Consider the following 22,623-nt stretch of genomic DNA (forward strand, 5'->3'; position numbering starts at 1 on the left):
GGGAGTAGGTCAAGGCCGGGCTCCCGTCCCGGCGCGGCGGCCGCCGGCAGCGCCGGGGCGGCCCGCGCGGCCCGTGCCTTCCTTGCGGTCGAACTCGGACTTCCAGACCCGGAAGCCGTCCTCGGACCTGCCGCGCCGCCAGTAGCCCGAGATGGACACCTGCTCACGGGACAGGCCGCGCTCGGTGAGAAGGTGGGGCCGCAGCCCGTGCATGACCTCCTGCGCCTCACCGTGGACGAACGCGTGCACTCGGCCGGGCAGCCAGTCCATGTCCCGTACGGCGGCTACGAGTTGGTTCTCCTGGTCTGTGCCGCGCCGGTGGACGTAGGTGACCTCGCCGTTCTCCGGCAGACGGAAGGCGGGCTCGTGCGCGGGGGAGTCGACGAGCGCCACGACCCTGGCCACCGCGTCACGGGGCAGCTCCGTCAGGGCGGCGGTGATCGCCGGCAGGGCCGACTCGTCGCCCACCAGCAGGTGCCAGTCGGCGGACGGGTCGGGCCGGTATCCGCCTCCGGGGCCGTTGACCATGAGCCGGTCACCCGGGGCGGCGGCCGCGGCCCAGGGGCCGGCGACGCCTTCGTCACCGTGGATCACGAAGTCGATGGCCATGGTCCCCGACTCGACGTCCGGGAAGAGCGCCGTGTAGGTATGGACGTCGGGCAGGTCCTCGGGTGGCAGCACGCGGCGCAGGGCGCGCACGTCGAGCGGTTCCGGGTAGCTGACTCCGGGCTTCGGGAACACCAGCTTGACGTAGCGGTCCGTGTGGACGCTGTCGGCGAAGGCCGACAGATCCTCACTGCGGAACCACACCCGGCGCAGGCTGGGCGTGATCATCTCTGTGCTCGTCACGGTCAAATGCGTTGTCACCAAGGCTCCTTCATCGACAACATCCCTCAATTCGTCATGCATGTGCCGGCGCGTCGTGGGGAAGGGGTGGCCACGGACCGGGGGAGGGGGCCTTCGTCCGCGGCGGGGCGTCGCGCCAGGCCGTGGACGATGATCCGGACCAGGGGCGCGCCGTCCTGGGGATCGGCGTCGGATGTGGACGTCTCGTCGGACCGTCCTCCTGCGGAGCCCGGCGTGTACCGGGTGTGTTCGGTGTGGTGAAGTGCCGCCCCCGCGCATGACCCTCTCAGCGGAGAAAGGCACCGGCAAGGCCGTCGCGGGGGATCTATGGTTGCGGGGAAGACGCCTGCCGGCGGCCGGCCGTGCCCGCTGGTCAGTCGGCGTCGATGACCGGTGGTCGCGGGGAACGTAGCTCGCTGGCGGGCAATGCGTCGGCGCCAAGGACAGCGACACCGCGCTGTCGGTCGTCGGCAATCTCGCCGCCGCTCTGGACAACCTCGGCGACGACGTCAACTCCCTCATGTACGGGGATGAGGGCCACGGCGCGAACACCGACGCGGCCGACTTCATCAGGGGGGATCGCCCAGGTGACGGGCGACACCAGGCACCCCGCGAGGTAGCCCTCCCCAGGACTCCGACGTGCTTACACGGCGCCGGACAGGGAGTCCGAGCCGTCCTGCACATCGCCTCGGGAGACGGCCAGGTAGCCGACGAAGCCGATGATGGCGACGGTCCAGGACACGGTGACGGGCCCCAGCCCCAGGGCGAGGCCGCCGCGGGAGTGGCCGAGCGCCATCCAGTCGGCGACGGAGGCGCCGAGCGGACGGGTGATGACGTACGCGGACCAGAAGGCGGCCACCGCGTTCAGGGAGCCCCAGCGGTGCATGACGGCCGGGACGGCGATGGCGACGGCGTACAGGACGGCCGAGCCCAGGTAGCCGAGGCCGATCGTGGCGGAGAGGTCCCCGGCGGCGGTGCCGAGCGCGAAGGTGGCCAGCACGGTGGCCCAGTAGAAGATCTCACGGCGGCGGGTGCGGATGCTGTGGATGGAGAGCGTGCGTTCGCATGCGTACCAGACGGCGAACACGGCGGCCAGCGCGATCATGAAGAAGGGCGTCGAGAGCGTGTACGGGACGCCGAGACCCACGTGCAGCACGTCGGCGGCCATCGTGCCGAACACACTGACCATGACGATCGCCGTCCAGTAGATCCAGGCGACATAGCGGCGGACGGCGAACTGCACGGCCAGCGAGAGCGCGAGAGCCACGCCGCCGAGTCCGACGGCGGGGACGGGGCCGAGGTTCTGGGCGAGGAAGTCGGAGGCCGTCTCGCCCATACCGGTGGTCAGCACCTTGATCACCCAGAAGTAGACGGTGACTTCCGGAACCTTGCTCGCCAGGGCGGTGGCGGAGGGGGTGGCGACGCGACGGTGACGGGTGAGGTGCTCTGTGCTCATGCCCGCACGATGACATGGCGAACTGACGTTGCCACAGGGGTCTTTGCCATCGCTTGGGGGCTTCTGGTGCAGGAGTTGCCAGGGGCGGCGACGTGCCTGAACACAACCTGAACACCTGAACGGAACACCTGGTCAGCGGCATGATCGCGGTGATACGAAGAGCGGTTGCCCGACGGCCGGGCCGACCGCGCGGTGGTGCGCGGGCGTCACCCACCGATGGGGCACCCGCTCGGGCGGGTGCCCCATCGGCGCATCGGGCGTCCGGTCACGCGGCAAGCATCACCGCCGCCACCGCGGGCGTCCGCAAGGAGCGCCGGGCCGTGAACAGGCTGGTCCCCAGCGTCACCGCCGTCGCGACCGTGACGACGGCGAGCCAGATGCCCAGGCCCCGGCCCGGCCATGTCGTGTCCGTACGGACCAGGGTGAACGGGAGGATCCCCGCGAGCCCGGCCACGGTGCCGAAGAAGACTCCGGTGACCGTCAGGATCACACCTTCGGTGCCGACCATGGCGAGCACCTGGCCCGGTGTCGCACCGGCCAGCCGCTGCTGGCCGAACTCCTGGCCGCGATAAGTCGTCGCCGCGTACAGGGAGTTGATCAGCATGACGCAGGAGAAGACCACGACGATGCCGACGACCACGAGGTTGAGGGTCTCCAGGTTCTTGGCGTCGATGGACTTGTGTACGCCCGAGGCGTCGATCGCGTCGTTCTCGACCGCCTGCATGCACAGTGTCGCCGTCGCCATGCAGGTGAACAGGATCAGCGGCATCAGGACACCGGACAGCTCGTCGGCGCGCCGCCGTAGATTGCGTACGGCCAGACTGCCGCTCGGGCCCGGCAGCGGGAGCCGGTCGAGCAGCCCCTTCAGCAGCCTCGGGGACAGCAGCGCGAACCCCACCGACAGCAGGATCGCGCCGTATGCGGGAGGCGCCATCAGCGCGGCGTCGTTCGCGGAGAAGGCGAAGGTCGAGCAGACGGCCACGACGCCGACGGTCAGGGCCGTGTAGGTGAAGAACTTCCGTGCCCCGCCCCGGGGTTGGCGCCGCCGCGTCGCCCGTCGCACCGCGAGGAACGCCGCGCCCGCCGCCGCCAGCACCGTGATGTCGATGCCCGACACGAGGGCGATGGGACCGAAGGAGTAGTCCACGGACCGCGCCACCTGACCGCTGTCCTGGAAGACGGTGAGCAGGGCCCGCCCGCCGAGCATCGCGGGACCGATCGCCAGCACCGAGCCCACCAGCGCGACCGCCACCGACTCACCGACGACCATCCGCCTGATCTGCGCCGGAGTCGCCCCCGAGCACCGCAGCAGCTCCATCTCGGCGCCGCGTTGACGGACATTCACCGTCAGCGTCGAGGCGACCGCGAAGAACACCAGCAGCGTGCCGTAGCCGCCGACGACACTCGCCGCGGTGGACAGCGACTCCGCGCTCACCGGGTCGACGCCCGGCTGCCCGGCCGTGTCGTGCATCGAGTTGAACGTCATGATGATCGCCGCGCCCAGGAACGCGGACAGCAGCGTCGCCGTGAAGCGCCCGGGGCGCTTGCGGATCGAACGCAGGGCCAGAGCGAACATGACCTCACACCTCCAGCAACGCGTCGTCGCCCAGGTGCGCCAGGCGCTCGGCCACCGCGTCCACCGTCGGCGCCTGCATCCGGCCCGCCAGCCGTCCGTCCGCGAGGAACACCACGGAGTCGGCGTACGAGGCGGCGACCGGGTCGTGCGTCACCATGACCACGGTCCTGCCGTGCACCCGTACCGCCTCCTGGAGCAGGCGCAGCACATCGCGCGCACTGCGCGTGTCCAGCGCACCGGTCGGCTCGTCCGCGAAGATCACCCGAGGCTCGGTGACCAGCGCACGGGCGATGGCCACACGTTGCCGTTGTCCTCCGGAGAGCTGGTCGGGCAGGTGGCCGAGCCGGTCACCGAGACCGACGGCCGTCAGGATCTCCTGGACCCGCGCACGGTCGACGCGCCGCCGGGCGAGCCTCAGCGGCAGGACCGTGTTCTGCGCGACGGTCAGCGTCGGCAGCAGGTTGTACTGCTGGAACACGAAACCGATCCGGCTGCGCCGGAACCTCGTCAACTCGGCCTCGCCGCCGCCCGTCATCTCCGCGCCGTCCACCATCACGATGCCGCTGTCGGGCCGGTCGAGCCCGGCCGCACACTGCAGCAGCGTGGACTTGCCGGACCCCGAAGGCCCCATCACGGCGGTGAACGTGCCCCGCGCCAGGCTGAGTGTCACCCCGTCCAGGGCGGTCATGGCACTCTCCCCGGCGCCGAACGTCCTGCTGACCTTGACCAGCCGCAGAGCCTCCGGGGCGGGTCCCGAGTCGTGCGTACGTCGCGCTCGGCGAAACATCGTCATCACTCTCCGTCCGGCACGCCCTGTGCCTCGCCCACGACGCTACGGAGAGCCGGGCCGGGCCACATGGGGCGCAGAACCCGTATTCCGGGGTGTAGCCAGCGACACCCCGTACGGGTCACCAGAACGCGCCGACCTCCCGGCGGCCCCGATGCAATGGACAGATGACGGCGCCCCCGGACGACTGCCTCGCGCGCAACGAGTGGATCTGCGGCGAGTATCTGAGCACGCGCCGCCAGATCCTCCTCGACGCCGTCGGCCAGCACCTCCAGCTCACGGTGGTCTCCGTCCTCATCGGGCTCGCCCTCGCGGTGCCGCTGGCCGTCCTCGCCCGCCGCTGGGGCTGGGCGGCAGGTCCGGTCCTCGGGGTGACCACGGTCCTCTACACGATCCCGTCGCTGGCGATGTTCTCGCTGCTGCTGCCCGTCTATGGACTGTCGGCCGCCCTGGTCGTCGCGGGCCTCGTCCTCTACTCCCTGACCCTCCTCGTACGGAACATCCTCGCGGGCCTGCGCGCCGTCCCCGAGGACACCCGGCAGGCCGCGCGCGGCATGGGATACGGGCCCATCCGGCTGCTGCTCACCGTGGAACTGCCGCTCGCCGTGCCCGCCGCGATGGCCGGGCTGCGGATCGCCACCGTCTCGGCCGTCTCGCTGGTCACGGTCGGCGCGATCGTCGGCTTCGGAGGGCTCGGCAACCTCATCTACGCAGGCATGAACACCTACTTCAAGGCCCAGGTCCTCACCGCGTCCGTGCTGTGCGTCGTCATCGCCGTCGCCGCCGACCTCCTGCTGCTCGGCGTGCAGCGGCTCATCACCCCCTGGACCAGGGCGGCCCGCGGATGACCACCCTGACCGACGCCTGGGACTGGCTCACCGACCCCGCGCACTGGTCGGGCGACGACGGCATCTGGCACCGGCTCGCCCAGCATCTCGTGCTGACCGTCGTCTGTCTGATCATCAGCTGTCTGATCGCGCTGCCCGTCGCCCTCGTCCTCGGCCACCTCGGCAAGGGCGGCGCGCTCGCCGTCAACATCTCCAACGTCGGCAGGGCCGTCCCCACGTTCGCGGTCCTGGTCCTGCTGCTCCTGACCCCGCTGGGGAAGTACGGCGAGGGCCCGACCGTCGTCGCCCTCGTCCTGTTCGCCGTGCCGCCCTTGCTCACCAACGCGTACGTCGGGATGCGCGAGGTCGACCGCGACGTGGTGCGGTCGGCACGCGGGATGGGGATGACCGGGCGACAGATGCTGTTTCACGTGGAACTGCCCCTTTCGCTCCCGATGGTGATGAACGGGGTGCGGATCGCCGCCGTCCAGCTCGTCGCGACCGCCACCATCGCCGCGCTCGCGGGCGGCGGCGGGCTCGGCCGGATCATCACCGCGGGCTTCAATCTGGCGAGTACGCCCCAGGTCGTCGCCGGTGCCGTCCTGGTCGCCGTGTTCGCGCTGATCGTCGAGGGGATCTTCGAAGTCACGGAACGGCTGGCACCGCACTGGGTGAGGGGCTCGCGATGAGCCGTCGCCTCGCGCCGCACAAGGGGCTCGCCACGAGACGGCGCGGCGCCCTGCTGACGCTGCTCCTGCTGAGCAGTTGCACCACCGGCCCGACCCTGGAGAACCAGAGTGCGGTCACCGCCGCGCCCGGCGACAGCAAACACCTGACCATCGGCTCGGCCGGCTTCACCGAGAGCGACCTGCTGGCCCAGATGTACGCGCAGCTGCTGAACCAGGCCGGCTACCGGACGTCCATGCTGACCGTCGCCAACCGGGAACTGTACGAACCCGCCCTGGAATCGGGCCAGATCGACGTCGTCCCCGAATACGCGGCCACCTTCGCGGACTGGCTGAACGCCAAGACCAACGGAGCCGGCGCACCACCTGTCGGCTCGCCCGACCTCGACACCACGACGGCAGCCCTGCGTGAACTGGCCACGCCCCGCGGCCTCACGGTCCTCGACCCCGGCAAGGCCGTCGACCAGAACGCCTTCGCGGTGACCGGGGCGTACGCCCGCGAGCATCACCTCAGGACGCTCGGCGACCTCGGGAGGTCCGGCTTGGAGGTGCGGCTCGCCGCGGGCGACGAGTGCGTGCAACGGCCGTACTGCGAACCGGGGTTGAAGAAGACGTACGGCATCGGCATCACCGCCGTCGACCCGAAGGGTGTCGGCACCACCCAGGCGAAGCAGGCCGTGCAGAGCGGCCAGGACCAGATGGTGCTGACCACCACCACGGACGCGACCCTGGACGACTTCGGGCTGGTCCTGCTCGCCGACGACAAGCACCTGCAGAACGCCGACTACATCGTCCCCGTCGTCAACCGCTCCCGCGCGGGCAGCGAGGGCGTCACCAAGGCGCTCGGCAAGCTCAACGACGTACTCACCACCGCCGATCTGGCATCCATGAACCAGCAGGTGGACAGCTGGCGACGGCTGCCGGCGGACGTGGCGCGGACCTTTCTCAAGGACAAGGGCCTGCTGAAGTGACAGGTCCGTGACGTCCGTGACCGGACTGGTGCGGTGCGGTGGGTTCCCGCCGTGGCCGGGCCTCGGTACACGTTCTCCATGGGGGATTACGGGGGATTCCGCCGGACATGGCGGCAGGCATTACGTGAAGCGGTCCTGGGGGCCCGCACCGACACCAAGGCCGACGGGCTGGCGAATCTCGTCGAGCCCGGCCGCGAGACGGCGTACGAGCGGTTCGAGAGCGTCTATCCCAAGCAGCAGGTGCAACTTCAGCTGCTCTACGGCGCATCGCAGCGGGCCTTCGAGTCGCAGACCAGACAGTCGCTGCGGATCACCGTCGGCAGCGTACTGAGCAACGTGCTGCGCGACGGGCGGCTGACCGACACCGAGCCCAACCGTCACCTGGCGGACTATCTCGGCAAGGAGATCTCCGGCCTGCGGGCGAGGATCGACCAGGACTGCGCGCTCGCCGTCAGCCGCGGCCTCAACGTGGGGCTCAGCCTCGGGGCGCTCATCAGCGTCGTGCTGCTGATGGTGCCCCTGGTGGTGGGAGCCGCAGGACTGCTCGACCTGTTGCGGGTCGACGTGGGCTGCACCGACCGCTGGAGCCTCATGGGCGCCTTCGTCTGCGGGGGAGTGGGGGCGTTCGGGGCCGTGCTCAGCGTGCTCGTACGGCTGCGCAACAGCGGCGAGGAGCTGACGCGCCGCAGGACGAACGGCGACCGGGGCGCGGTCGCTCCCGGCCAGCTGGCCCGCGGTATGCGGCACGAAGGCGTCTACCGGGTCTTCGTCGGCTGGATCCTGGCGCTGGCCGTCTACTTCCTGCTCAACGCCGGCTTCATCACCCTGGTCGACATGCCCGCCACGCCCGCCGAGATCTGCGCGGACAACGCGGAAGGACAGGGCACCGCCTTCTGGGGATTCTGGTGCGCCGTCGGTTTCCTGGCGGGCTTCAACGAACGCTGGGCCTTCGGACTCCTCGACCGCTCGAACCGGCCGGACCGCACCGCCCGGTCCACGACTCAGGCGTCCGCCACGGAGTCGAACTCCACCTGACCCCGTGGCACGCCGCGCGCATCCGCGTCCACCGACCGTCGCAGCGCCTCGTGCAGCTTCGCCGGGGTCAGCACGCCGAGGAAGCGCGCCCCGTCCAGCACGGCGACCCAGCCGGCGTCGTGCTGGAGCATCACACCGAAGGCCTGCTTCAGCGGGGCGCCCACCGGGACCCAGGCTGGGGGTCCGGGGGTGTCCCCCGGAAAATGCAGCATCCGGTGGGCGAGGTCGCCGACATGGCCGCCCGCCCCGAGCTCGTCGACGCCGACCCATCCGTGCAGATCGCCCTGCGTGTCGAGCACGACGGCCCAGCGTGCGCCCTCCGCGTGCAGTCGCGAGGCGGCCTGTGCGGCGGGTTCGTCCAGGCGCGCGATCGGCGGCTGCTCCAGGTCGTCGACCTCGATCGTGGTGACCGACAGCCGCTTCAGACCGCGGTCGGCGCCCACGAACTCGGCGACGTACGGAGTGGCGGGCCTGCCGAGCACCGCGCCGGGCGTGTCGAACTGCTCGATGCGCCCCTGCCCGTACACCGCGATCCGGTCGCCGAGCCGCACCGCCTCCTCGATGTCATGCGTGACCAGCAGCACCGTCTTGCGTACCGCCTGCTGCATCCGCAGGAACTCGTCCTGCAACTGCTCGCGCACCACCGGGTCCACGGCCCCGAACGGCTCGTCCATGAGCAGCACGGGCGGGTCGGCGGCCAGCGCCCGCGCCACCCCGACCCGCTGACGCTGACCGCCCGACAGCTGGTCCGGATAGCGCGATCCGTACGTCGTCGGATCCAGGCCCACCAGATCGAGCAGCTCGGCGGCGCGCGCCCGCGCCTTCGCCTTCTTCCAGCCGACCAGTGTCGGCACCGTCGCCGTGTTGTCGAGAATGGTCCGGTGCGGGAACAAGCCGACCTGCTGGATGACATATCCGATGCGCCGCCGCAGCAGCACCGGATCGACGGTGGCGATGTCCTCACCGTTCACGAGGATCCGTCCCGACGTCGGCTCGATCAGCCGGTTCACCATCATCATGGTCGTCGTCTTGCCACAGCCCGACGGGCCGACGAGCGTGACGAGTTCGCCCTCGGCGACCTCGAAGGAGAGGCCGTCCACGGCGGTCGTACCGTCCGGATAGCGCTTGGTGACCTGCTCGAACCGGATCATTCCCTCACGCTAACCGCGGCCTTCACTCCCCGCTCACCAGCACCACCTCCAGGGTGCGCGGACCGTGCACCCCCTCGACCCGGTCCAGCTCGATGTCACTGGTCGCCGACGGCCCGGAGATCCACGTCAACGGGCGGGCCGGGTCGAGGCGCTCCAGGGCCTGAGGCACGGAGGAGACGACCTGGTCGGGGACCCGTACGACACAGATGTGGTGGTCGGGGACCAGGGTGATGCGGCGGCGGCCCTGGTCGGGGGAGCCGTCAAGGACGAGGGTGCCGGTCTCCGCGATCGCCACCGCGCACGCCGTGACCACGCTGTCGACGGCGTCCAGCTCGTGCGGTGTGCTGTCGAGCCGGTCGGGGACACGCGTCACATCGGTCGCCGCGAGCCACGCCTCGTCAAGGCCCGCCGGTACGACCACCGACGCCGAACCCCGCTCGGCGAGCAGCCCGGCGATCGTCGACGCCAGCCCATCGGCGTCGCAGTGGTGCACGAACGCCCGGTAGTCCGCCAGGTTCTCGGCGAGCAGATCAACCGTCTCCGCGACACTCCGAGCCCCGTGCTCGCGCAGATAACTCCGGTCGACGGCCTGCTCGTACGGCGTGTCGTCCTGTCGTACGTCGGCGATCGCCCGCCGCACCCGGCCCAGGATCACATCCCTGCTGCTCACTTCGCCTCCGCCTCCTTGCCGCCCTGCGTACGCTGCCACCAGTCGCGGAACGGCTCCGCGGGCACCGCCGGCAGATCACGGGTCTCGCTCCACGCCCTGCCGGGGCCCGGCAGGGTCCGCGGATGGAAGCGGCGTGTCCGCGAGGCGAGCCGCTGGCCGGTGCGCAGTGCGCCGGGATGGCTGAACGCCCAGCGTGCCGCCCGCATCGCCGCCCGCTCGGCGGCATGCCCCTTCGCGGGCTTGAGCACGACCCTGTTGCCGTCCCGCGTGGCCTGACCGCCCTCGGCGACCCGTTCCCGTAGATGGACGAGGACTTCCGGGATGTCGATGGCGACCGGGCATACCTCGTAGCAGGCACCGCACAGCGAGGAGGCGTACGGGAGGGAAGCGTCGATCTCGCTTCCGGTGCCCCGGAGCTGGGGGCTCAGGATGGCGCCGATCGGGCCCGGATAGACCGAGCCGTAGGCGTGACCGCCCGCCCGCTCGTACACCGGGCAGACGTTGAGACACGCCGAGCAGCGGATGCAGCGCAACGCCTGGCGGCCGACCTCGTCGGCGAGCGTGTCGGTGCGGCCGTTGTCGAGGAGGACCAGGTGGAAGGTCTGGGGTCCGTCCTCGTCCGTGGTGCCCGTCCAGGTCGAGGTGTACGGGTTCATGCGCTCGGCCGTCGAGGAGCGGGGGAGCGTCTGGAGGAACACCTCCAGGTCCTGCCAGGTCGGCACGATCTTCTCGATGCCGACGACCGAGATCAGGGTCTCGGGGAGCGTCAGGCACATACGGCCGTTGCCCTCGGACTCCACCACGACGAGCGTGCCGGTCTCGGCGACCATGAAGTTGGCGCCGGAGACACCGACCTTGGCGCGCAGGAACTTCTCCCGCAGATGCAGCCGGGCGGCCTCGGCCAGCTCGGCGGGCGTGTCGGTCAGTCCCTCGGGGGCCCGGCGGCCCCACTCGCCCATCTCACGGGCGAAGATGTCGCGGATCTCGCCGCGGTTGCGGTGAATGGCGGGGACGAGGATGTGCGAGGGGCGGTCCTTGCCCAACTGCACGATGAGTTCGGCGAGATCGGTCTCGTAGGCGTGGATGCCCTCGGCTTCGAGAGCCTCGTTGAGTCCGATCTCCTGCGTGGCCATCGACTTGACCTTGACGACCTCCGTCTCGCCGGTCATCTTGACCAGGTCCACGACGATCCGGTTGGCCTCGTCGGCGTCGGCGGCCCAGTGCACGATGCCGCCGGCCGCCGTGACCGACTCCTCCAACTGGACCAGATAGTCGTCGAGATGGCGGAGGGTGTGGTCCTTGATCTGCTTGCCCGCCCCGCGCAGCGCGGCCCAGTCGGACACCTCCGCGACCGCCTTGGCACGCTTGGAGCGGATCGTGTGGGTGGCGTGGCGCAGATTGCCGCGCAGGGTGGCGTTGTGCACGGCTTCGTGCGCGGCCTTCGGAAACGCCGGCATGCCGACGAAGGTCCCGCTCATACCAAGGGCTCCTCTTCCGTGCTCGCCAGGATCTCCGCGATGTGCACGGGCCGCATGCCCGTGTTGAGGCGGCCCATCGTGCCGCCGATGTGCATCAGGCAGGAGTTGTCGGCGGCGCACAGCACATCGGCGCCCGTCGACTCGGCGTTGCGCACCTTGTCGGCACCCATCGCCGCTGAGACATCGGGGTTCTTGACGGCGAAGGTGCCGCCGAAGCCGCAGCACTCGTCGGCGCCGGGCAGCTCGCGCAGTTCAAGTCCCTTGACTGCCTGGAGCAGTCGGCGCGGCCGGTCGCCGAGACCCAGACTGCGCAGGCCGTGACAGGTGGGGTGATAGGTCACCGTGTGCGGGTAGTACGCGCCGACGTCCGTCACGCCGAGTACGTCGACGAGGAACTCCGTGAGCTCGTACGTCTTCGGTACGACCGGCGCCAGCGTCTGGGCCAGGGTGTCGCCACGCCCCTCGGCGCGCGCCCGCTCACCCATCCGTGGATACAGCTCCCGCACCATCGCCCCGCACGAGCCGGACGGCGTCACGATCGCCTCGTACTCCCCGAAAACATCGGAGAAATGCCGGGCCAGCGGTTCGGCCTCATGGCGATACCCGGTGTTGTAGTGGGCCTGCCCGCAACACGTCTGACCCATCGGGAAGTCGACGTGTACACCTAGCCTGGTCAGGAGTTTCACCACGGCACGGCCGGTGTCCGGATACAGCGTGTCGTTGACACAGGTCAGGAACAGAGCGACACGCATCGCGGCTCCTCGTTCTCGATCATCGGATGAGTGCAGCGTACGCGGCGCGTGCGCAGTGTGGGAGACACCGCGCACGGGCCGCGTACGCGCCTCGCGGTTCATTACGGGGCGAGCCTGGCCTCGGCAGCCTGCCAGGCCGCCGTGTCGCCTCGCGGCTCGTACCGCTGCAACGGCTGGGTACGGGCGAGCAGTTCACGCATCTCCGCGCGGTCGCCCACCAGCCCGTGGGCCCGGGCCTGGACGAGTACGTTGCCCAGCGCGGCCGCCTCCGCCGGACCCGCCACGACCGGCAGGCCGCAGGCGTCGGCGGTCAGTTGGCACAGCAGGGCGTTGCGGGTGCCGCCGCCGACGATGTGCACGACGTCGACCGGGTGGCCGGCGAGCGACTGGGCCTCGGTGATCGCCCGGCGATGGGCGAGCGCGAGGGAGTCGAGGATGCAGCGTGTGACCTCGGCGGGGGACTTGGGCACCGGCTGCCCCGACTCCCGGCAGGCGTCGGCGATCCGGGACGCCATCCGGCCCGGTGCCAGGAACACCGCGTCGCCCGCGTCCACGACGGACCGCAGCGGCGCGACCTCGGCGGCGGCCGACAGGAGATCCCCCAGGCCGGGGTGCCCCCATTCCCGTACGCACTCCTGGAGCAGCCACAGCCCCATGATGTTCCGCAGATAGCGGACCGTGCCGTCGAGGCCCAGCTCATTGGTGAAGTTGGCCGCCCGGCTCGCCTCGGTGAGCACCGGCGCGTCCAGCTCCAGGCCCGCCAGGGACCAGGTGCCGGTGCAGATGTACGCGAACCGCTCCCCGGTGGCGGGCACGGCGGCCACCGCCGAGGCGGTGTCGTGCGAACCGACCGTGGTCACCGGCACCGGACCGGTCAGCCCGGTCTCCTCCAGGACCTGCGGCCGCAGCAGTCCCGCGGGGTCGCCGGGGCGGCGCAGCGGCGCGAACAGCTTGAGGTCGATGCCGAGCCGCGTCGCCAGGTCGTACGACCAGTCGCGCGTGCGCGGGTCGATCAGCTGGGTGGTCGAGGCGTTGGTGAGCTCGGTGCCCGCCTCGCCCGTGAGCCAGTACGTCAGCAGGTCCGGGATGAGCAACAGGCGCTGAGCGGAAGCGAGTTGTGCCGAGTGGCGGGCCGCCGTCAACTGGTACAGCGTGTTGAACGGGGCGTACTGGAGCCCGGTCGCCGCGTACAGCTCGGCGGCGGGCACGGTGGCCCATACCTTCTCCGCGATGCCCTCCGTGCGGGCGTCGCGGTAGTGCACCGGGTTGCCGAGCAGCGCCCCGTCGGCGTCCAGCAGGCCGTAGTCCACGGCCCAGCTGTCGATGCCGACCGAGTCGACCTGCCCGGCCGCGCGCAGACCGTCGAGGACGCCCGCGTACAGGGAGAGGATGTCCCAGCGCAGGCCCTCGGGGACGCGCACCGGGCGATTGGGGAAGCGGTGCGCCTCGGTGAGTTCCAGGGTGTCGGGGCCGACGCTGCCGACCATGACGCGCCCGCTGGACGCGCCGAGGTCGACCGCGGCGTACGACTTCACAGCAGTCACCGGGTTCCTCCGAGGATGCGCCGGCCTTCAGGTCGGGGAGGGATCGGACCTCTGCGGAGCAGGGCGGGGAAAGGCGAATCGCCGTCAGGGCGATTCGCTGTCTGGCTCGACGGTGGTGCGCTCGCCCTCCAGGCGGTACACGATCTCGGAGTTGAGGGACCTGCGGGCGGACTTGGCCTGAGCGGCCAGCCAGGCATGAAGGTCGGCGGGCAGTCTGAGCGTGATGCGTACTTCATCGGTCATGTCCCGAATCGTAGTGGTAGTTTGGTGTCATGACGACACCAACGGCGGTGGAGGGTATCGGGCATGCCCGGTACACCTACCGGCTCCGCGTGTCGTCGACCGCTCGCCCGCGGTTGCTTGCGGAGTGGGACCGGTGCCGGTGGGTGTGGAACGAGTGCGTGGCCAAGTCCAAGGCCGTGCACGCGCACAACAAGGCGCACCCCGAGGACAGGCAGACCTGCGGTCCGGCCCAGCTCGACATGATGCTGACCGATGCCCGCGCGAGAACGCCGTGGCTGCGGGAGGGTGCCAGTGTTCCGCAGCAGCAGATCATCCGGGACTTCGGCAAGTCCCGCGCGAAGGCGCAGAAGGACATCAGGGAACGCCTGCCGCAGCGGCAGCGGGCCGGGATGCCGAAGTGGAAGAAGAAGCGCGAGGCCGACCCGACACTCAACTACACCAAGCGCGGGTTCCGGCTGAAGGACGGCCGCCTGTACCTCGCGGGCGGCATCGCCCTGACCGTGGTGTGGTCGCGCGAGCTGCCCGCCGCCCCGTCCAGCGTGCGCGTGTACCGCGACAGCGTCGGCCACTGGTACGCCTCCTTCGTTGTCCCCGCCCAAGCCCAGCCGCTCCCCGCAACCGGCCGCGTGATCGGGATCGACTGGGGCGTCAAGGAGACCGCCACCACCACCTCGGACGCCCATGACCTCCCCCATGCCCAGCATGGCCGGAAGGCCAAGGTGAAACTGTCGCGGTACGACCGGATGATGGCCCGCCGCAAACCCGCCAAGGGACAGGCTGCGTCGAAGGGCTACCGCGAAGCGAAGAAGCTGCGGGCGAAGGCATACAAGAACGTTGCCCGGCAGCGGCAGGACACCGGCCGCAAGTGGGCCAAGGGTGTCGTGACCGACCACGACGCGATCGCCGTGGAGGACTTCCGCCCCAAGTTCCTCGCCAGAACCACCATGGCCCGCAAGGCCGCCGACGCCGCCATCGGCGCCACCAAGAAGGCCCTGCTGGAGATGGGCCGCAAGCACGGGCGGGACGTCCGCCTCGTGCACCCCGCGCACACCACCATGGACTGCGCATCGTGCGGAGCGAGAACCAAGCACGCACTTCCTCTTTCGGAACGTACCTTCACCTGCATCGCGTGTGGAACCGTGTCCCCCAGGGACAAGAACTCCGCCCGCGTGATGCTCGTCCGGGCTGGTCTGAACCCGGCTGGTGTCGAGGGCGTGAGACCTCCCGGAGCGCTGCTCCAGGAGGCAGCCTGAGCCAGGATTCCTCTCCCTTCAGGGAGGGGAGCAGTCAATTGAGTCTCCGTGTCACTTGCGTTGCCCGCGTCACCCGCGTCACCCGCGTCATCGAAGGAACGCGGCGGCGACGCCGGCGTCGACCGGGACGTGCAACCCCGTGGTGTGCGTCAGGTCCCCGCCCGTCAGGGCGAACACCGCGTTCGCGACGTGCTCCGGCAGCACTTCCCGCTTGAGGATGGTCCGCTGGGCGTAGAACTCGCCGAGCTTCTCCTCCTCGATGCCGTACGTCGCCGCGCGCTGCGCGCCCCAGCCGCCCGCGAAGATGCCCGAGCCGCGCACGACCCCGTCGGGGTTGACGCCGTTGACCCGGATCCCGTGCTCGCCCAGCTCGGCGGCCAGCAGGCGTACTTGGTGGGCCTGGTCGGCCTTGGTCGCGGAGTAGGCGATGTTGTTGGGGCCGGCGAAGACCGCGTTCTTGGAGGCGATGTAGACGATGTCGCCGCCGAGGCCCTGCCGGGTCATCACCCGGGCCGCCTCGCGCGAGACGAGGAAGGAGCCGCGGGCCATGATGTCGTGCTGGAGGTCCCAGTCCTTCGCGGTGGTCTCCAGCAGCGGCTTGGAGATGGAGATGCCCGCGTTGTTGACCACCAGGTCCACCCCGCCGAAGGCCAGCACCGCCGCCTTGAACGCCTCGGCGATCTGCTCCTCGGAGGTCACGTCGACGGTGACGCCGACGGCCTTGTCGGGGCCGCCGAGGGCCGAGGCGACCGCGTCGGCGTTCTCCCCGTTCAGGTCCGCGACCACCACGCACGCGCCCTCGGCCACCAGCCGCTCGGCGATCGCCTTGCCGATGCCGCTGCCCGCGCCCGTCACCAGCGCCACCCGCGTCGCGAGCGGCTTGGGCTTCGGCATCCGCTGGAGCTTGGCCTCCTCAAGAGCCCAGTACTCGATGCGGAACTTCTCCGACTCCTCGATCGGCGCGTACGTCGAGACGGCCTCGGCACCGCGCATCACGTTGACGGCGTTGACGTAGAACTCGCCGGCCACGCGCGCGGTCTGCTTGTCCTTGCCGAAGGAGAACATGCCGACACCGGGCACGAGCACGATCGCCGGGTCGGCGCCGCGCATCGCCGGGGAGTCGGGCAGGGCGTGCCGCTGGTAGTAGGCGGCGTACTCCTCGCGGTACTCGCCGTGCAGCTCGTTCAGCCGGGCAATGGCCGCGTCCAGGTCGGCGGCCGGCGGCAGGTCGAGGACGAGCGGCCTGACCTTCGTCCGCAGGAAGTGGTCCGGGCAGGAGGTGCCGAGCGCGGCGAGCCGCGGGTGCTCGGCGCGGGCGAGGAAGTCCAGGACGACGTCCGCGTCGGTGAAGTGGCCGACCTGCGGACGGTCCTGGGAGGCGATGGCCCGGATGTAGGGCGCGAGGGCCGCGGCCCGCTCCCGGCGCTCGGCCTCGGACAGCGCCTCGTACCCCTCGACGACCGGCCCGAACGGCTCCGCCTTCCCCTTTTCCTCCAGGAACGCCTCGGCTGTGCGGATGATGTGCAGCGAGTTGCGCTCGCACTCCTCGGCGGTGGCACCCCACGCGGTGATGCCGTGCCCGCCCAGGACACAGCCGATCGCCTGCGGGTTGGCCTCCTTGACCGCCGCGATGTCCAGCCCGAGCTGGAAGCCCGGCCGGCGCCACGGCACCCACACCACGCTGTCACCGAAGCACTCGGCGGTCAGCTTCTCCCCGTCGGCCGCGCAGGCCAGCGCGATCCCGGAGTCGGGGTGCAGGTGGTCGACGTGCGGCGCGTCCACCAGACCGTGCATCGCGGTGTCGATGGACGGCGCCGCGCCCCCCTTGCCATGCAGGCAGTAGTCGAACGCGGCGACCATCTCGTCCTCGCGCTCGACACCCGGGTAGACGTCCTTCAGCGCCAGCAGCCGGTCCAGCCGCAGCACGGCCAGCCCCGCCTCCGTGAGCGTGCCGAGGTCACCGCCCGACCCCTTGACCCACATCAGCTCGACATCACCCCCGGTCACGGGATCGGTTTCGGTGCCCTTCGCGGACGCGTTGCCACCGGCGTAGTTGGTGTTGCGGGGGTCGGCGCCGAGCCGGTGCGACCGTGCCAGCAGAGCGGCGGCCTCGGGATGGGTTGCCATGGTGTTCTCAGTCCTTAGTAGATCAAGAGGGTGGATATCTCAGCCGCGGGCCGAGGGGAGCGCCCCTTCAGGGGCGCGGGGAACTGCGCGACCAGCCACATCCGGCCCGCAGCCTGCAACCGGCGTCACCCGGCAGACGCGATGCAGCCCGCTACGCCCCCCAACCCGCCTGCTGCCCACCCACCCGCTCCGCGGCGATCTTCTCCGCCCAGCCGCAGCGGCGGTACGCGGCAACCGGGTCCGGGTCCAGCCCGAGCTCGGCGCGGCCCTCGGCCAGTAGCGGCCGCACGTCAGTGTTGTACGCATCCATCAGCACAGCATTCGCCGCCAGCACATCCCCGCTCCGCTGAGCCTCACCGAGCGCGGAACGATCAACGAGGAGCGCCTTGGCCGTGGCCTCCTGGACGTTCATCACCGAACGGATGATCGCCGGGATCTTCGCCTCGATGTTGTGGCACTGGTCGAGCATGAAGGCCACATCCGGCGTGAACCCACCCCCACGGATCACCTCGTACATGATCCGGAACAGCTGGAAGGGATCGGCGGCCCCCACCATCAGGTCGTCGTCGGCGTAGAACCGCGAGTTGAAGTCGAACCCGCCGAGCTTCCCCTCCCGCAGCAGCGTGGCGACGATGAACTCGATGTTGGTGCCGGGCGCGTGGTGCCCGGTGTCGACCACGACCTGCGCCTTGTCGCCGAGCTTGAGGCAGTGCGCGTACGCCGTGCCCCAGTCGGGGACGTCCGTCGAGTAGAAGGCGGGCTCGAAGAACTTGTACTCCAGCAGCATCCGCTGGTCGTCCCCGAGCCGCTCATAGACCTGGGCCAGACCCTCGGCGAGCCGGTCCTGGCGCTCACGGAGGTCGTCCTGCCCGGGATAGTTCGTGCCGTCCGCGAACCACAGCTTCAGGTCCTTGGACCCCGTCGCGTCCAAGATGTCGACACACTCGAACAAATGGTCGATCGCCTTGCGCCGCACCGCCGCGTCCGGGTGGCAGATGGAGCCGAGCTTGTAGTCGTCGTCCTGGAAGGTGTTGGAGTTGATCGTGCCCAGCTTCAGGCCGCGGTCCTCCGCGTACTTCGCCAGGGCCGCGTAGTCGTCGACCTTGTCCCAGGGGATGTGCAGGGCGACGGTCGGCGCCGCCCCGGTGAACTCGTGCACCTTCGCGGCGTCGTCCAGCTTCTCGAAGGGGTTGCGCGGCACTCCGGGTTGCGCGAACACCTTGAAACGGGTTCCCGAGTTCCCGTACGCCCATGACGGCGTCTCGACGGCCTGGGTCTTGAGCGCGGTCTTCACCGCTGCGAGCTCGGTCACTTCGGGGCTCCTACGACTTCGAATGTGGAAGGGCTTCTTGAAAGCTCACTCTGAAACGATTCAGGAGCCGAAGCTATGAGCCTCCCGAGGGGCTGTCAACCCCCGCGGCGCAGGCTGTTGGCCGTGACTCTGTTGTGACCTTTGGTCATCGAAAAATTTCGACACGAACCCATTGACGTGACCTGGGTGACCTGCCTAACGTCCCGGCAACCCAATTGAAACCTTTCACGACGCTGCGAGGGCAGTCCTGCCGGCGTCGTCGAGGAGCCCCTCATGACCCACCCGTCCGATACGGGACCGGCCCCCGTGCTGGCGCTCAAGGACATCTCGAAGTCCTTCGGCGCCGTACGAGCCCTGCGGGACGTGTCCCTGGAACTGTTTCCCGGCGAAGTGCACGCGCTCGCCGGAGAGAACGGCGCGGGCAAGTCGACCCTCATCAAGACGCTCGCCGGCGTGCACCGACCGGACGCCGGTCAGGTGCTGCTGGACGGCGAACCCACCGTCTTCCACGGTCCCGCCGACGCCCGCGACGCGGGCATCGCGGTGATCTACCAGGAGCCCACGCTCTTCCCCGATCTGTCGATCGCCGAGAACATCTTCATGGGCCGCCAGCCCCGGCGGGCGTTCGGCCGGATCGACCACAAGGCCACCCACGCGGCGACCGCCGCCCTGATGAAGCGCCTCGGCGTCGAACTCGACCCCGACCGCCCCGCGCGCGGCCTGTCCATCGCCGACCAGCAGATCGTCGAGATCGCCAAGGCACTCTCCTTCGACGCCCGCGTCCTGATCATGGACGAGCCGACCGCCGCCCTGACCGGCAGCGAGGTGGCCCGCCTCTTCGGCGTTGTCCGCACCCTGCGCGAGCAGGGCTCGGCGGTGCTGTTCATCTCGCACCGACTGGAGGAGATCTTCCAGATCTGCCGGCGGGTCACGACCCTGCGGGACGGCGCCTGGATCTCCAGCGAGCCGCTGGAGGGCATGACGGAGGACGACCTGGTCCGCCGGATGGTCGGCCGCGACCTCGACGAGCTCTACCCCAAGCAGGACGTCGAGGCGGGCGAGGTCGCCCTGAGCGTGCGCCGGCTGACCCGTGAGGGCGTCTTCACCGACGTCTCCTTCGACGTCCGGCGCGGTGAGATCGTCGGTCTCGCCGGACTCGTCGGCGCGGGGCGCACGGAGGTCGCCCGGGCCGTGTTCGGCGTCGACCGCTGGGATGCCGGTGAGGTCGAGGTCGACGGCAGGACGCTGACCAACGGAGCGCCCTCCACAGCCATGGCCGCCGGGCTCGCCCTCGTCCCCGAGGACCGGCGCGCCCAGGGTCTGGTGATGGACATGTCCATCGAACGCAACATCGGCCTGACCGGGCTGCGTACGACGGTCAGGGCGGGCCTGGTGGACCGCGGCGCCGAGCGCAGCCGCTCGCTCGACTGGGCGGTCAAGCTCCAGGTGAAGTACGCCCGGATCGCCGACACCGTCTCCACGCTCTCCGGCGGCAACCAGCAGAAGGTCGTCCTCGCCAAGTGGCTCGCCACCGGCCCCAAGGTGCTGATCGTCGACGAGCCGACCCGCGGCATCGACGTCGGTACGAAGGCCGAAGTGCACCGGCTGCTCAGCGAGCTGGCCGCCGACGGGGTGGCCGTCCTGATGATCTCCTCCGACCTGCCCGAGATCCTCGGCATGGCCGACCGCGTGCTCGTGATGCACGAGGGCCGGCTCACCGCCGAGATTCCGCGCTCCGAAGCCACCGAGGAAACCGTGATGGCCGCAGCCACCGGGAGGGCCGCCGCATGACAGTCATGGAAAGGGCTGCCCGTATGACCCCGAACATCCCCCGGAGGGCCGCCGTATGACGGTGACCGCACCCAACCCCGCCCCCGCCGCCGAGGTGCCCAGGTCGAGCGGCACCCGGCTGGTGGACCGCGTCTTCAAGATGCGCGAACTCGCCATCCTGGTCGTCTTCCTGGTGATGATCGCCATCACCCAGATGGGCAACAGCCAGTTCCTGTCCGAACAGGGCATCAAGGACCTGCTGCTGAACGCGACCATCCTGGTGCTGGTCGCCACCGGCCAGTCCCTGGTGGTGATCACCCGCAACGTCGATCTGTCGGTCGGCTCGACGCTCGGCATCAGCGCCTTCGCGGCCGGCACCTATCTGCACGGCGGCGGAAACCCCGTCGTCGCGGTGCTCCTCGCGGTCCTGCTCGGCATCGGCTGCGGACTGATCAACGGACTGCTCGTCAGCCTCGGCCAGGTGCCCGCGCTCGTCGTCACCCTGGGCACGCTCTACATCATCCGCGGCATCGACTCCATCTGGGTCGGCTCCCGGCAGATCACCGCGGCCGACCTCCCGGGCGGCTTCGTCGACTTCGGCTCCGGCGGCATCTCGGCGGTCCCGTATCTCGCGCTGATCGCCCTGGCGGTGCTGCTGGTCACCGCGTACTACCTCAAGCACTTCGGCAGCGGCCGCGAGCTGTACGCGCTCGGCTCCAACCCGGAGGCCGCGCGGCTCGCCGGCATCCCGGTGCGCAAGCGGATCCTGACCGCGTACATCGTCTGCGGTGGTCTCGCGGGGCTCGCGGGCGCGCTGTACCTCGCCCGGTTCGGCAACGTCGACTCCGGCACCAGCACCGGCTATGAACTGACCGTCGTCAGCGCGGTCGTGGTCGGCGGTGTCGTCTTCACCGGCGGCTCCGGCAGCGTCTACGGCGCGGCCCTCGGCGCACTGCTGCTGACCTCCATCAACAGCGTGCTGCCCGCCCTCGGCGTCAGCTCCGTCTGGGTGCTCGCCATCAACGGCATCCTGCTCATCCTCGCCATCGCGGTCGACCGGATCGTCGCGCTGCGCGTGGCCTCCGCCCTGAAGAAGAGGAACGCCCGCCATGGCTGACTCCGCTCTCGCGCGCGCCGTCCGCTGGGACACGGTCGTGGGCGCCCTCCTCATCGTTCTGCTGCTGTTCTCCTTCGGCTTCGTCGACGGCTTCGGCAACGCCCTCAACCTGTCGTTCCTGATCGGCAACACCCTGCCGATCGCGCTGATCGCCCTGCCGATGACCCTGCTGGTGGTGGCCGGTGAGATCGACCTCTCGGTCGCCTCCACGGCAGGCCTGTCGGGCTCGGTGATGGGCGCCCTGTGGAACCAGGGCATGTCGATCGAGACGATCATTCCGCTGTGCCTGCTGCTCGGCCTGGTGTGCGGGCTGGTCAACGGTCTGCTGGTGACCCGGCTCGGGCTGCCGTCGCTGGCCGTCACCATCGGTACGCTCGCCGCCTACCGTGGCATCGCGCAGATCGTGCTCGGCCAGGACTCGGTGACCGACTTCCCCACCCAGTACCTGGACTTCGCGGCCGGACGCCTCGGGAACACCTTCCTCCCGCAGGCCTTCCTGCCCTTCCTGGTGCTGCTGGCCATCGCCGTGGTAGTACTGCACGCCACCCCGTTCGGACGCTCGTCCTTCGCGATCGGCGCCAACGAGGAGGCCGCGCGGTTCGCCGGCATCCGCGTCAAGCGGCAGAAGCTGATCCTCTTCGTCGCCACCGGCGTCATGGCTTCCCTGACCGGCATCTTCTGGACGCTGCACTACGCCAGCGCCCGCTACGACAACGCCACCGGCCTCGAACTCTCCGTCGTCGCGGCCGTGCTGCTCGGCGGCATCGACTTCGACGGCGGCAAGGGCACGCTCGGCGGCGCGATCGCGGGAGTCTTCCTGCTCGGCGCGCTGCAGAACGTGATGAGCCTCCTGAATGTCTCCGCGCAGTCGCAGATCGTCGTCACCGGCGTGCTGCTCGTCGTCTCCGTGCTCGGCCCCCGGGTCGCGCGGCAGATCTCCGTAGCGAGGGCGGGCCGCAGAGCTGCCTCGACTCCGGCCTCGTAACTCCCACCCGGCCCCGCCCTGTCACCCTTCCGCTCAC

21 protein-coding genes are annotated in these 22,623 nt (G+C 70.2%); 8 read left to right on the forward strand and 13 right to left on the reverse strand.

The genetic code is table 11. The features are described 5' to 3' along the window. Positions 1–9: 9 nt before the first annotated feature. From AB5J50_RS46025 to AB5J50_RS46045, 5 genes are all read right to left on the reverse strand, one after another. Entirely contained in the window at positions 10–849 is an 840-nt protein-coding gene (locus AB5J50_RS46025; RefSeq protein ID WP_369264504.1) for a siderophore-interacting protein, read from the reverse strand. Positions 850–1,219: 370 nt separating this feature from the next. Further along, positions 1,220–1,447, reverse strand: coding sequence for a hypothetical protein (locus tag AB5J50_RS46030; RefSeq protein WP_369264505.1), 228 nt, complete (start codon positions 1,445–1,447; stop codon positions 1,220–1,222). Between the two features lie 42 nt (positions 1,448–1,489). Further along, complete coding sequence (locus AB5J50_RS46035; RefSeq protein WP_369264506.1) at positions 1,490–2,302, reverse strand: hypothetical protein; 813 nt, start codon at positions 2,300–2,302, stop codon at positions 1,490–1,492. Between the two features lie 265 nt (positions 2,303–2,567). Next, positions 2,568–3,878 (reverse strand): FtsX-like permease family protein, encoded by a 1,311-nt coding sequence (locus AB5J50_RS46040; RefSeq protein WP_369264507.1) that lies wholly within the window; start codon positions 3,876–3,878, stop codon positions 2,568–2,570. Between the two features lie 4 nt (positions 3,879–3,882). Continuing rightward, positions 3,883–4,665, reverse strand: a complete 783-nt coding sequence (locus AB5J50_RS46045; RefSeq protein WP_369264508.1) for an ABC transporter ATP-binding protein — start codon at positions 4,663–4,665, stop codon at positions 3,883–3,885. Positions 4,666–4,832: 167 nt separating this feature from the next. On the opposite strand from AB5J50_RS46045, the gene AB5J50_RS46050 reads away from it, so the two are divergent. The 4 genes from AB5J50_RS46050 to AB5J50_RS46065 all read left to right on the forward strand — a co-directional run bounded on the left by AB5J50_RS46050 (position 4,833) and on the right by AB5J50_RS46065 (position 8,184). Further along, positions 4,833–5,513: an ABC transporter permease gene (locus AB5J50_RS46050; RefSeq protein WP_369264509.1), complete on the forward strand. Its 681-nt coding sequence runs from the start codon at positions 4,833–4,835 to the stop codon at positions 5,511–5,513. Further along, the gene (locus AB5J50_RS46055) at positions 5,510–6,181 is read left to right on the forward strand and encodes an ABC transporter permease (protein WP_369264510.1); all 672 of its coding nucleotides are present in this window, start codon (positions 5,510–5,512) and stop codon (positions 6,179–6,181) included. The genes AB5J50_RS46050 and AB5J50_RS46055 overlap by 4 nt, the downstream gene beginning before the upstream one ends. After that, entirely contained in the window at positions 6,178–7,149 is a 972-nt protein-coding gene (locus AB5J50_RS46060) for an ABC transporter substrate-binding protein (RefSeq protein WP_369264511.1), read from the forward strand. Before AB5J50_RS46055 ends, AB5J50_RS46060 begins: the two co-directional genes overlap by 4 nt. 78 nt (positions 7,150–7,227) lie before the next feature. Continuing rightward, positions 7,228–8,184 (forward strand): hypothetical protein, encoded by a 957-nt coding sequence (locus AB5J50_RS46065; RefSeq protein ID WP_369264512.1) that lies wholly within the window; start codon positions 7,228–7,230, stop codon positions 8,182–8,184. Here AB5J50_RS46065 and AB5J50_RS46070 read toward each other — a convergent pair. The 6 genes from AB5J50_RS46070 to AB5J50_RS46095 form a co-directional block, all read right to left on the reverse strand. Then, on the reverse strand, positions 8,151–9,335 hold the full coding sequence (locus tag AB5J50_RS46070; RefSeq protein ID WP_369264513.1) for an ABC transporter ATP-binding protein: 1,185 nt from the start codon (positions 9,333–9,335) through the stop codon (positions 8,151–8,153). The genes AB5J50_RS46065 and AB5J50_RS46070 overlap by 34 nt on opposite strands. 22 nt (positions 9,336–9,357) lie before the next feature. Then, entirely contained in the window at positions 9,358–10,005 is a 648-nt protein-coding gene (locus tag AB5J50_RS46075) for a lactate utilization protein C (RefSeq protein WP_369264514.1), read from the reverse strand. Then, a complete protein-coding gene (locus tag AB5J50_RS46080) occupies positions 10,002–11,483 on the reverse strand; it encodes a LutB/LldF family L-lactate oxidation iron-sulfur protein (RefSeq protein WP_369264515.1) in 1,482 nt (493 codons plus the stop codon). Before AB5J50_RS46080 ends, AB5J50_RS46075 begins: the two co-directional genes overlap by 4 nt. Continuing rightward, the gene (locus AB5J50_RS46085; protein ID WP_369264516.1) at positions 11,480–12,235 is read right to left on the reverse strand and encodes a (Fe-S)-binding protein; all 756 of its coding nucleotides are present in this window, start codon (positions 12,233–12,235) and stop codon (positions 11,480–11,482) included. The genes AB5J50_RS46080 and AB5J50_RS46085 overlap by 4 nt, the downstream gene beginning before the upstream one ends. Positions 12,236–12,336: 101 nt before the next feature. Then, on the reverse strand, positions 12,337–13,770 hold the full coding sequence (locus AB5J50_RS46090; RefSeq protein ID WP_369265697.1) for a rhamnulokinase family protein: 1,434 nt from the start codon (positions 13,768–13,770) through the stop codon (positions 12,337–12,339). A gap of 93 nt (positions 13,771–13,863) precedes the next feature. Then, positions 13,864–14,022, reverse strand: coding sequence for an Arc family DNA-binding protein (locus AB5J50_RS46095; RefSeq protein WP_330309281.1), 159 nt, complete (start codon positions 14,020–14,022; stop codon positions 13,864–13,866). A 29-nt stretch (positions 14,023–14,051) separates the two neighbouring features. On the opposite strand from AB5J50_RS46095, the gene AB5J50_RS46100 reads away from it, so the two are divergent. Further along, positions 14,052–15,275 carry an RNA-guided endonuclease InsQ/TnpB family protein gene (locus AB5J50_RS46100; RefSeq protein ID WP_369264517.1) on the forward strand — a complete coding sequence of 408 codons (1,224 nt, stop codon included), beginning with the start codon at positions 14,052–14,054 and terminating at the stop codon, positions 15,273–15,275. An 87-nt stretch (positions 15,276–15,362) separates the two neighbouring features. On the opposite strand, the gene AB5J50_RS46105 is transcribed toward AB5J50_RS46100, so the two are convergent. After that, positions 15,363–17,402, reverse strand: a complete 2,040-nt coding sequence (locus AB5J50_RS46105; RefSeq protein WP_369264518.1) for a bifunctional aldolase/short-chain dehydrogenase — start codon at positions 17,400–17,402, stop codon at positions 15,363–15,365. Positions 17,403–17,553: 151 nt separating this feature from the next. Next, positions 17,554–18,714, reverse strand: a complete 1,161-nt coding sequence (gene rhaI / locus AB5J50_RS46110; protein ID WP_369264519.1) for an L-rhamnose isomerase — start codon at positions 18,712–18,714, stop codon at positions 17,554–17,556. A gap of 273 nt (positions 18,715–18,987) precedes the next feature. Between rhaI and AB5J50_RS46115 the strand changes: the two genes are divergently transcribed. From AB5J50_RS46115 to AB5J50_RS46125, 3 genes are read left to right on the forward strand one after another with little or no spacing between them, the layout of a single operon-like run. Beyond that, on the forward strand, positions 18,988–20,505 hold the full coding sequence (locus AB5J50_RS46115) for a sugar ABC transporter ATP-binding protein (protein ID WP_327433968.1): 1,518 nt from the start codon (positions 18,988–18,990) through the stop codon (positions 20,503–20,505). Positions 20,506–20,560: 55 nt separating this feature from the next. Next, positions 20,561–21,601: an ABC transporter permease gene (locus AB5J50_RS46120; RefSeq protein WP_369264520.1), complete on the forward strand. Its 1,041-nt coding sequence runs from the start codon at positions 20,561–20,563 to the stop codon at positions 21,599–21,601. Continuing rightward, positions 21,594–22,586, forward strand: coding sequence for an ABC transporter permease (locus AB5J50_RS46125; RefSeq protein ID WP_327433970.1), 993 nt, complete (start codon positions 21,594–21,596; stop codon positions 22,584–22,586). Before AB5J50_RS46120 ends, AB5J50_RS46125 begins: the two co-directional genes overlap by 8 nt. Positions 22,587–22,623 lie beyond the last annotated feature (37 nt).

This window comes from Streptomyces sp. R35 (assembly GCF_041053035.1).
GTDB classification, from domain to species: domain Bacteria; phylum Actinomycetota; class Actinomycetes; order Streptomycetales; family Streptomycetaceae; genus Streptomyces; species Streptomyces lutosisoli.

Excerpts from the sequence above, each read along its gene's own strand:
- AB5J50_RS46120 (WP_369264520.1), top strand. The coding sequence starts at position 20,561 with ATGACGGTGACCGCACCCAACCCCGCCCCCGCCGCCGAGGTGCCCAGG.
- AB5J50_RS46080 (WP_369264515.1), bottom strand. The coding sequence starts at position 11,483 with ATGAGCGGGACCTTCGTCGGCATGCCGGCGTTTCCGAAGGCCGCGCAC.
- AB5J50_RS46100 (WP_369264517.1), top strand. The coding sequence starts at position 14,052 with ATGACGACACCAACGGCGGTGGAGGGTATCGGGCATGCCCGGTACACC.
- AB5J50_RS46070 (WP_369264513.1), bottom strand. The coding sequence starts at position 9,335 with ATGATCCGGTTCGAGCAGGTCACCAAGCGCTATCCGGACGGTACGACC.
- AB5J50_RS46035 (WP_369264506.1), bottom strand. The coding sequence starts at position 2,302 with ATGAGCACAGAGCACCTCACCCGTCACCGTCGCGTCGCCACCCCCTCC.
- AB5J50_RS46095 (WP_330309281.1), bottom strand. The coding sequence starts at position 14,022 with ATGACCGATGAAGTACGCATCACGCTCAGACTGCCCGCCGACCTTCAT.
- AB5J50_RS46085 (WP_369264516.1), bottom strand. The coding sequence starts at position 12,235 with ATGCGTGTCGCTCTGTTCCTGACCTGTGTCAACGACACGCTGTATCCG.
- AB5J50_RS46105 (WP_369264518.1), bottom strand. The coding sequence starts at position 17,402 with ATGGCAACCCATCCCGAGGCCGCCGCTCTGCTGGCACGGTCGCACCGG.
- AB5J50_RS46125 (WP_327433970.1), top strand. The coding sequence starts at position 21,594 with ATGGCTGACTCCGCTCTCGCGCGCGCCGTCCGCTGGGACACGGTCGTG.
- AB5J50_RS46065 (WP_369264512.1), top strand. The coding sequence starts at position 7,228 with ATGGGGGATTACGGGGGATTCCGCCGGACATGGCGGCAGGCATTACGT.
- AB5J50_RS46050 (WP_369264509.1), top strand. The coding sequence starts at position 4,833 with ATGACGGCGCCCCCGGACGACTGCCTCGCGCGCAACGAGTGGATCTGC.
- AB5J50_RS46045 (WP_369264508.1), bottom strand. The coding sequence starts at position 4,665 with ATGTTTCGCCGAGCGCGACGTACGCACGACTCGGGACCCGCCCCGGAG.
- AB5J50_RS46055 (WP_369264510.1), top strand. The coding sequence starts at position 5,510 with ATGACCACCCTGACCGACGCCTGGGACTGGCTCACCGACCCCGCGCAC.
- AB5J50_RS46060 (WP_369264511.1), top strand. The coding sequence starts at position 6,178 with ATGAGCCGTCGCCTCGCGCCGCACAAGGGGCTCGCCACGAGACGGCGC.
- AB5J50_RS46115 (WP_327433968.1), top strand. The coding sequence starts at position 18,988 with ATGACCCACCCGTCCGATACGGGACCGGCCCCCGTGCTGGCGCTCAAG.
- AB5J50_RS46040 (WP_369264507.1), bottom strand. The coding sequence starts at position 3,878 with ATGTTCGCTCTGGCCCTGCGTTCGATCCGCAAGCGCCCCGGGCGCTTC.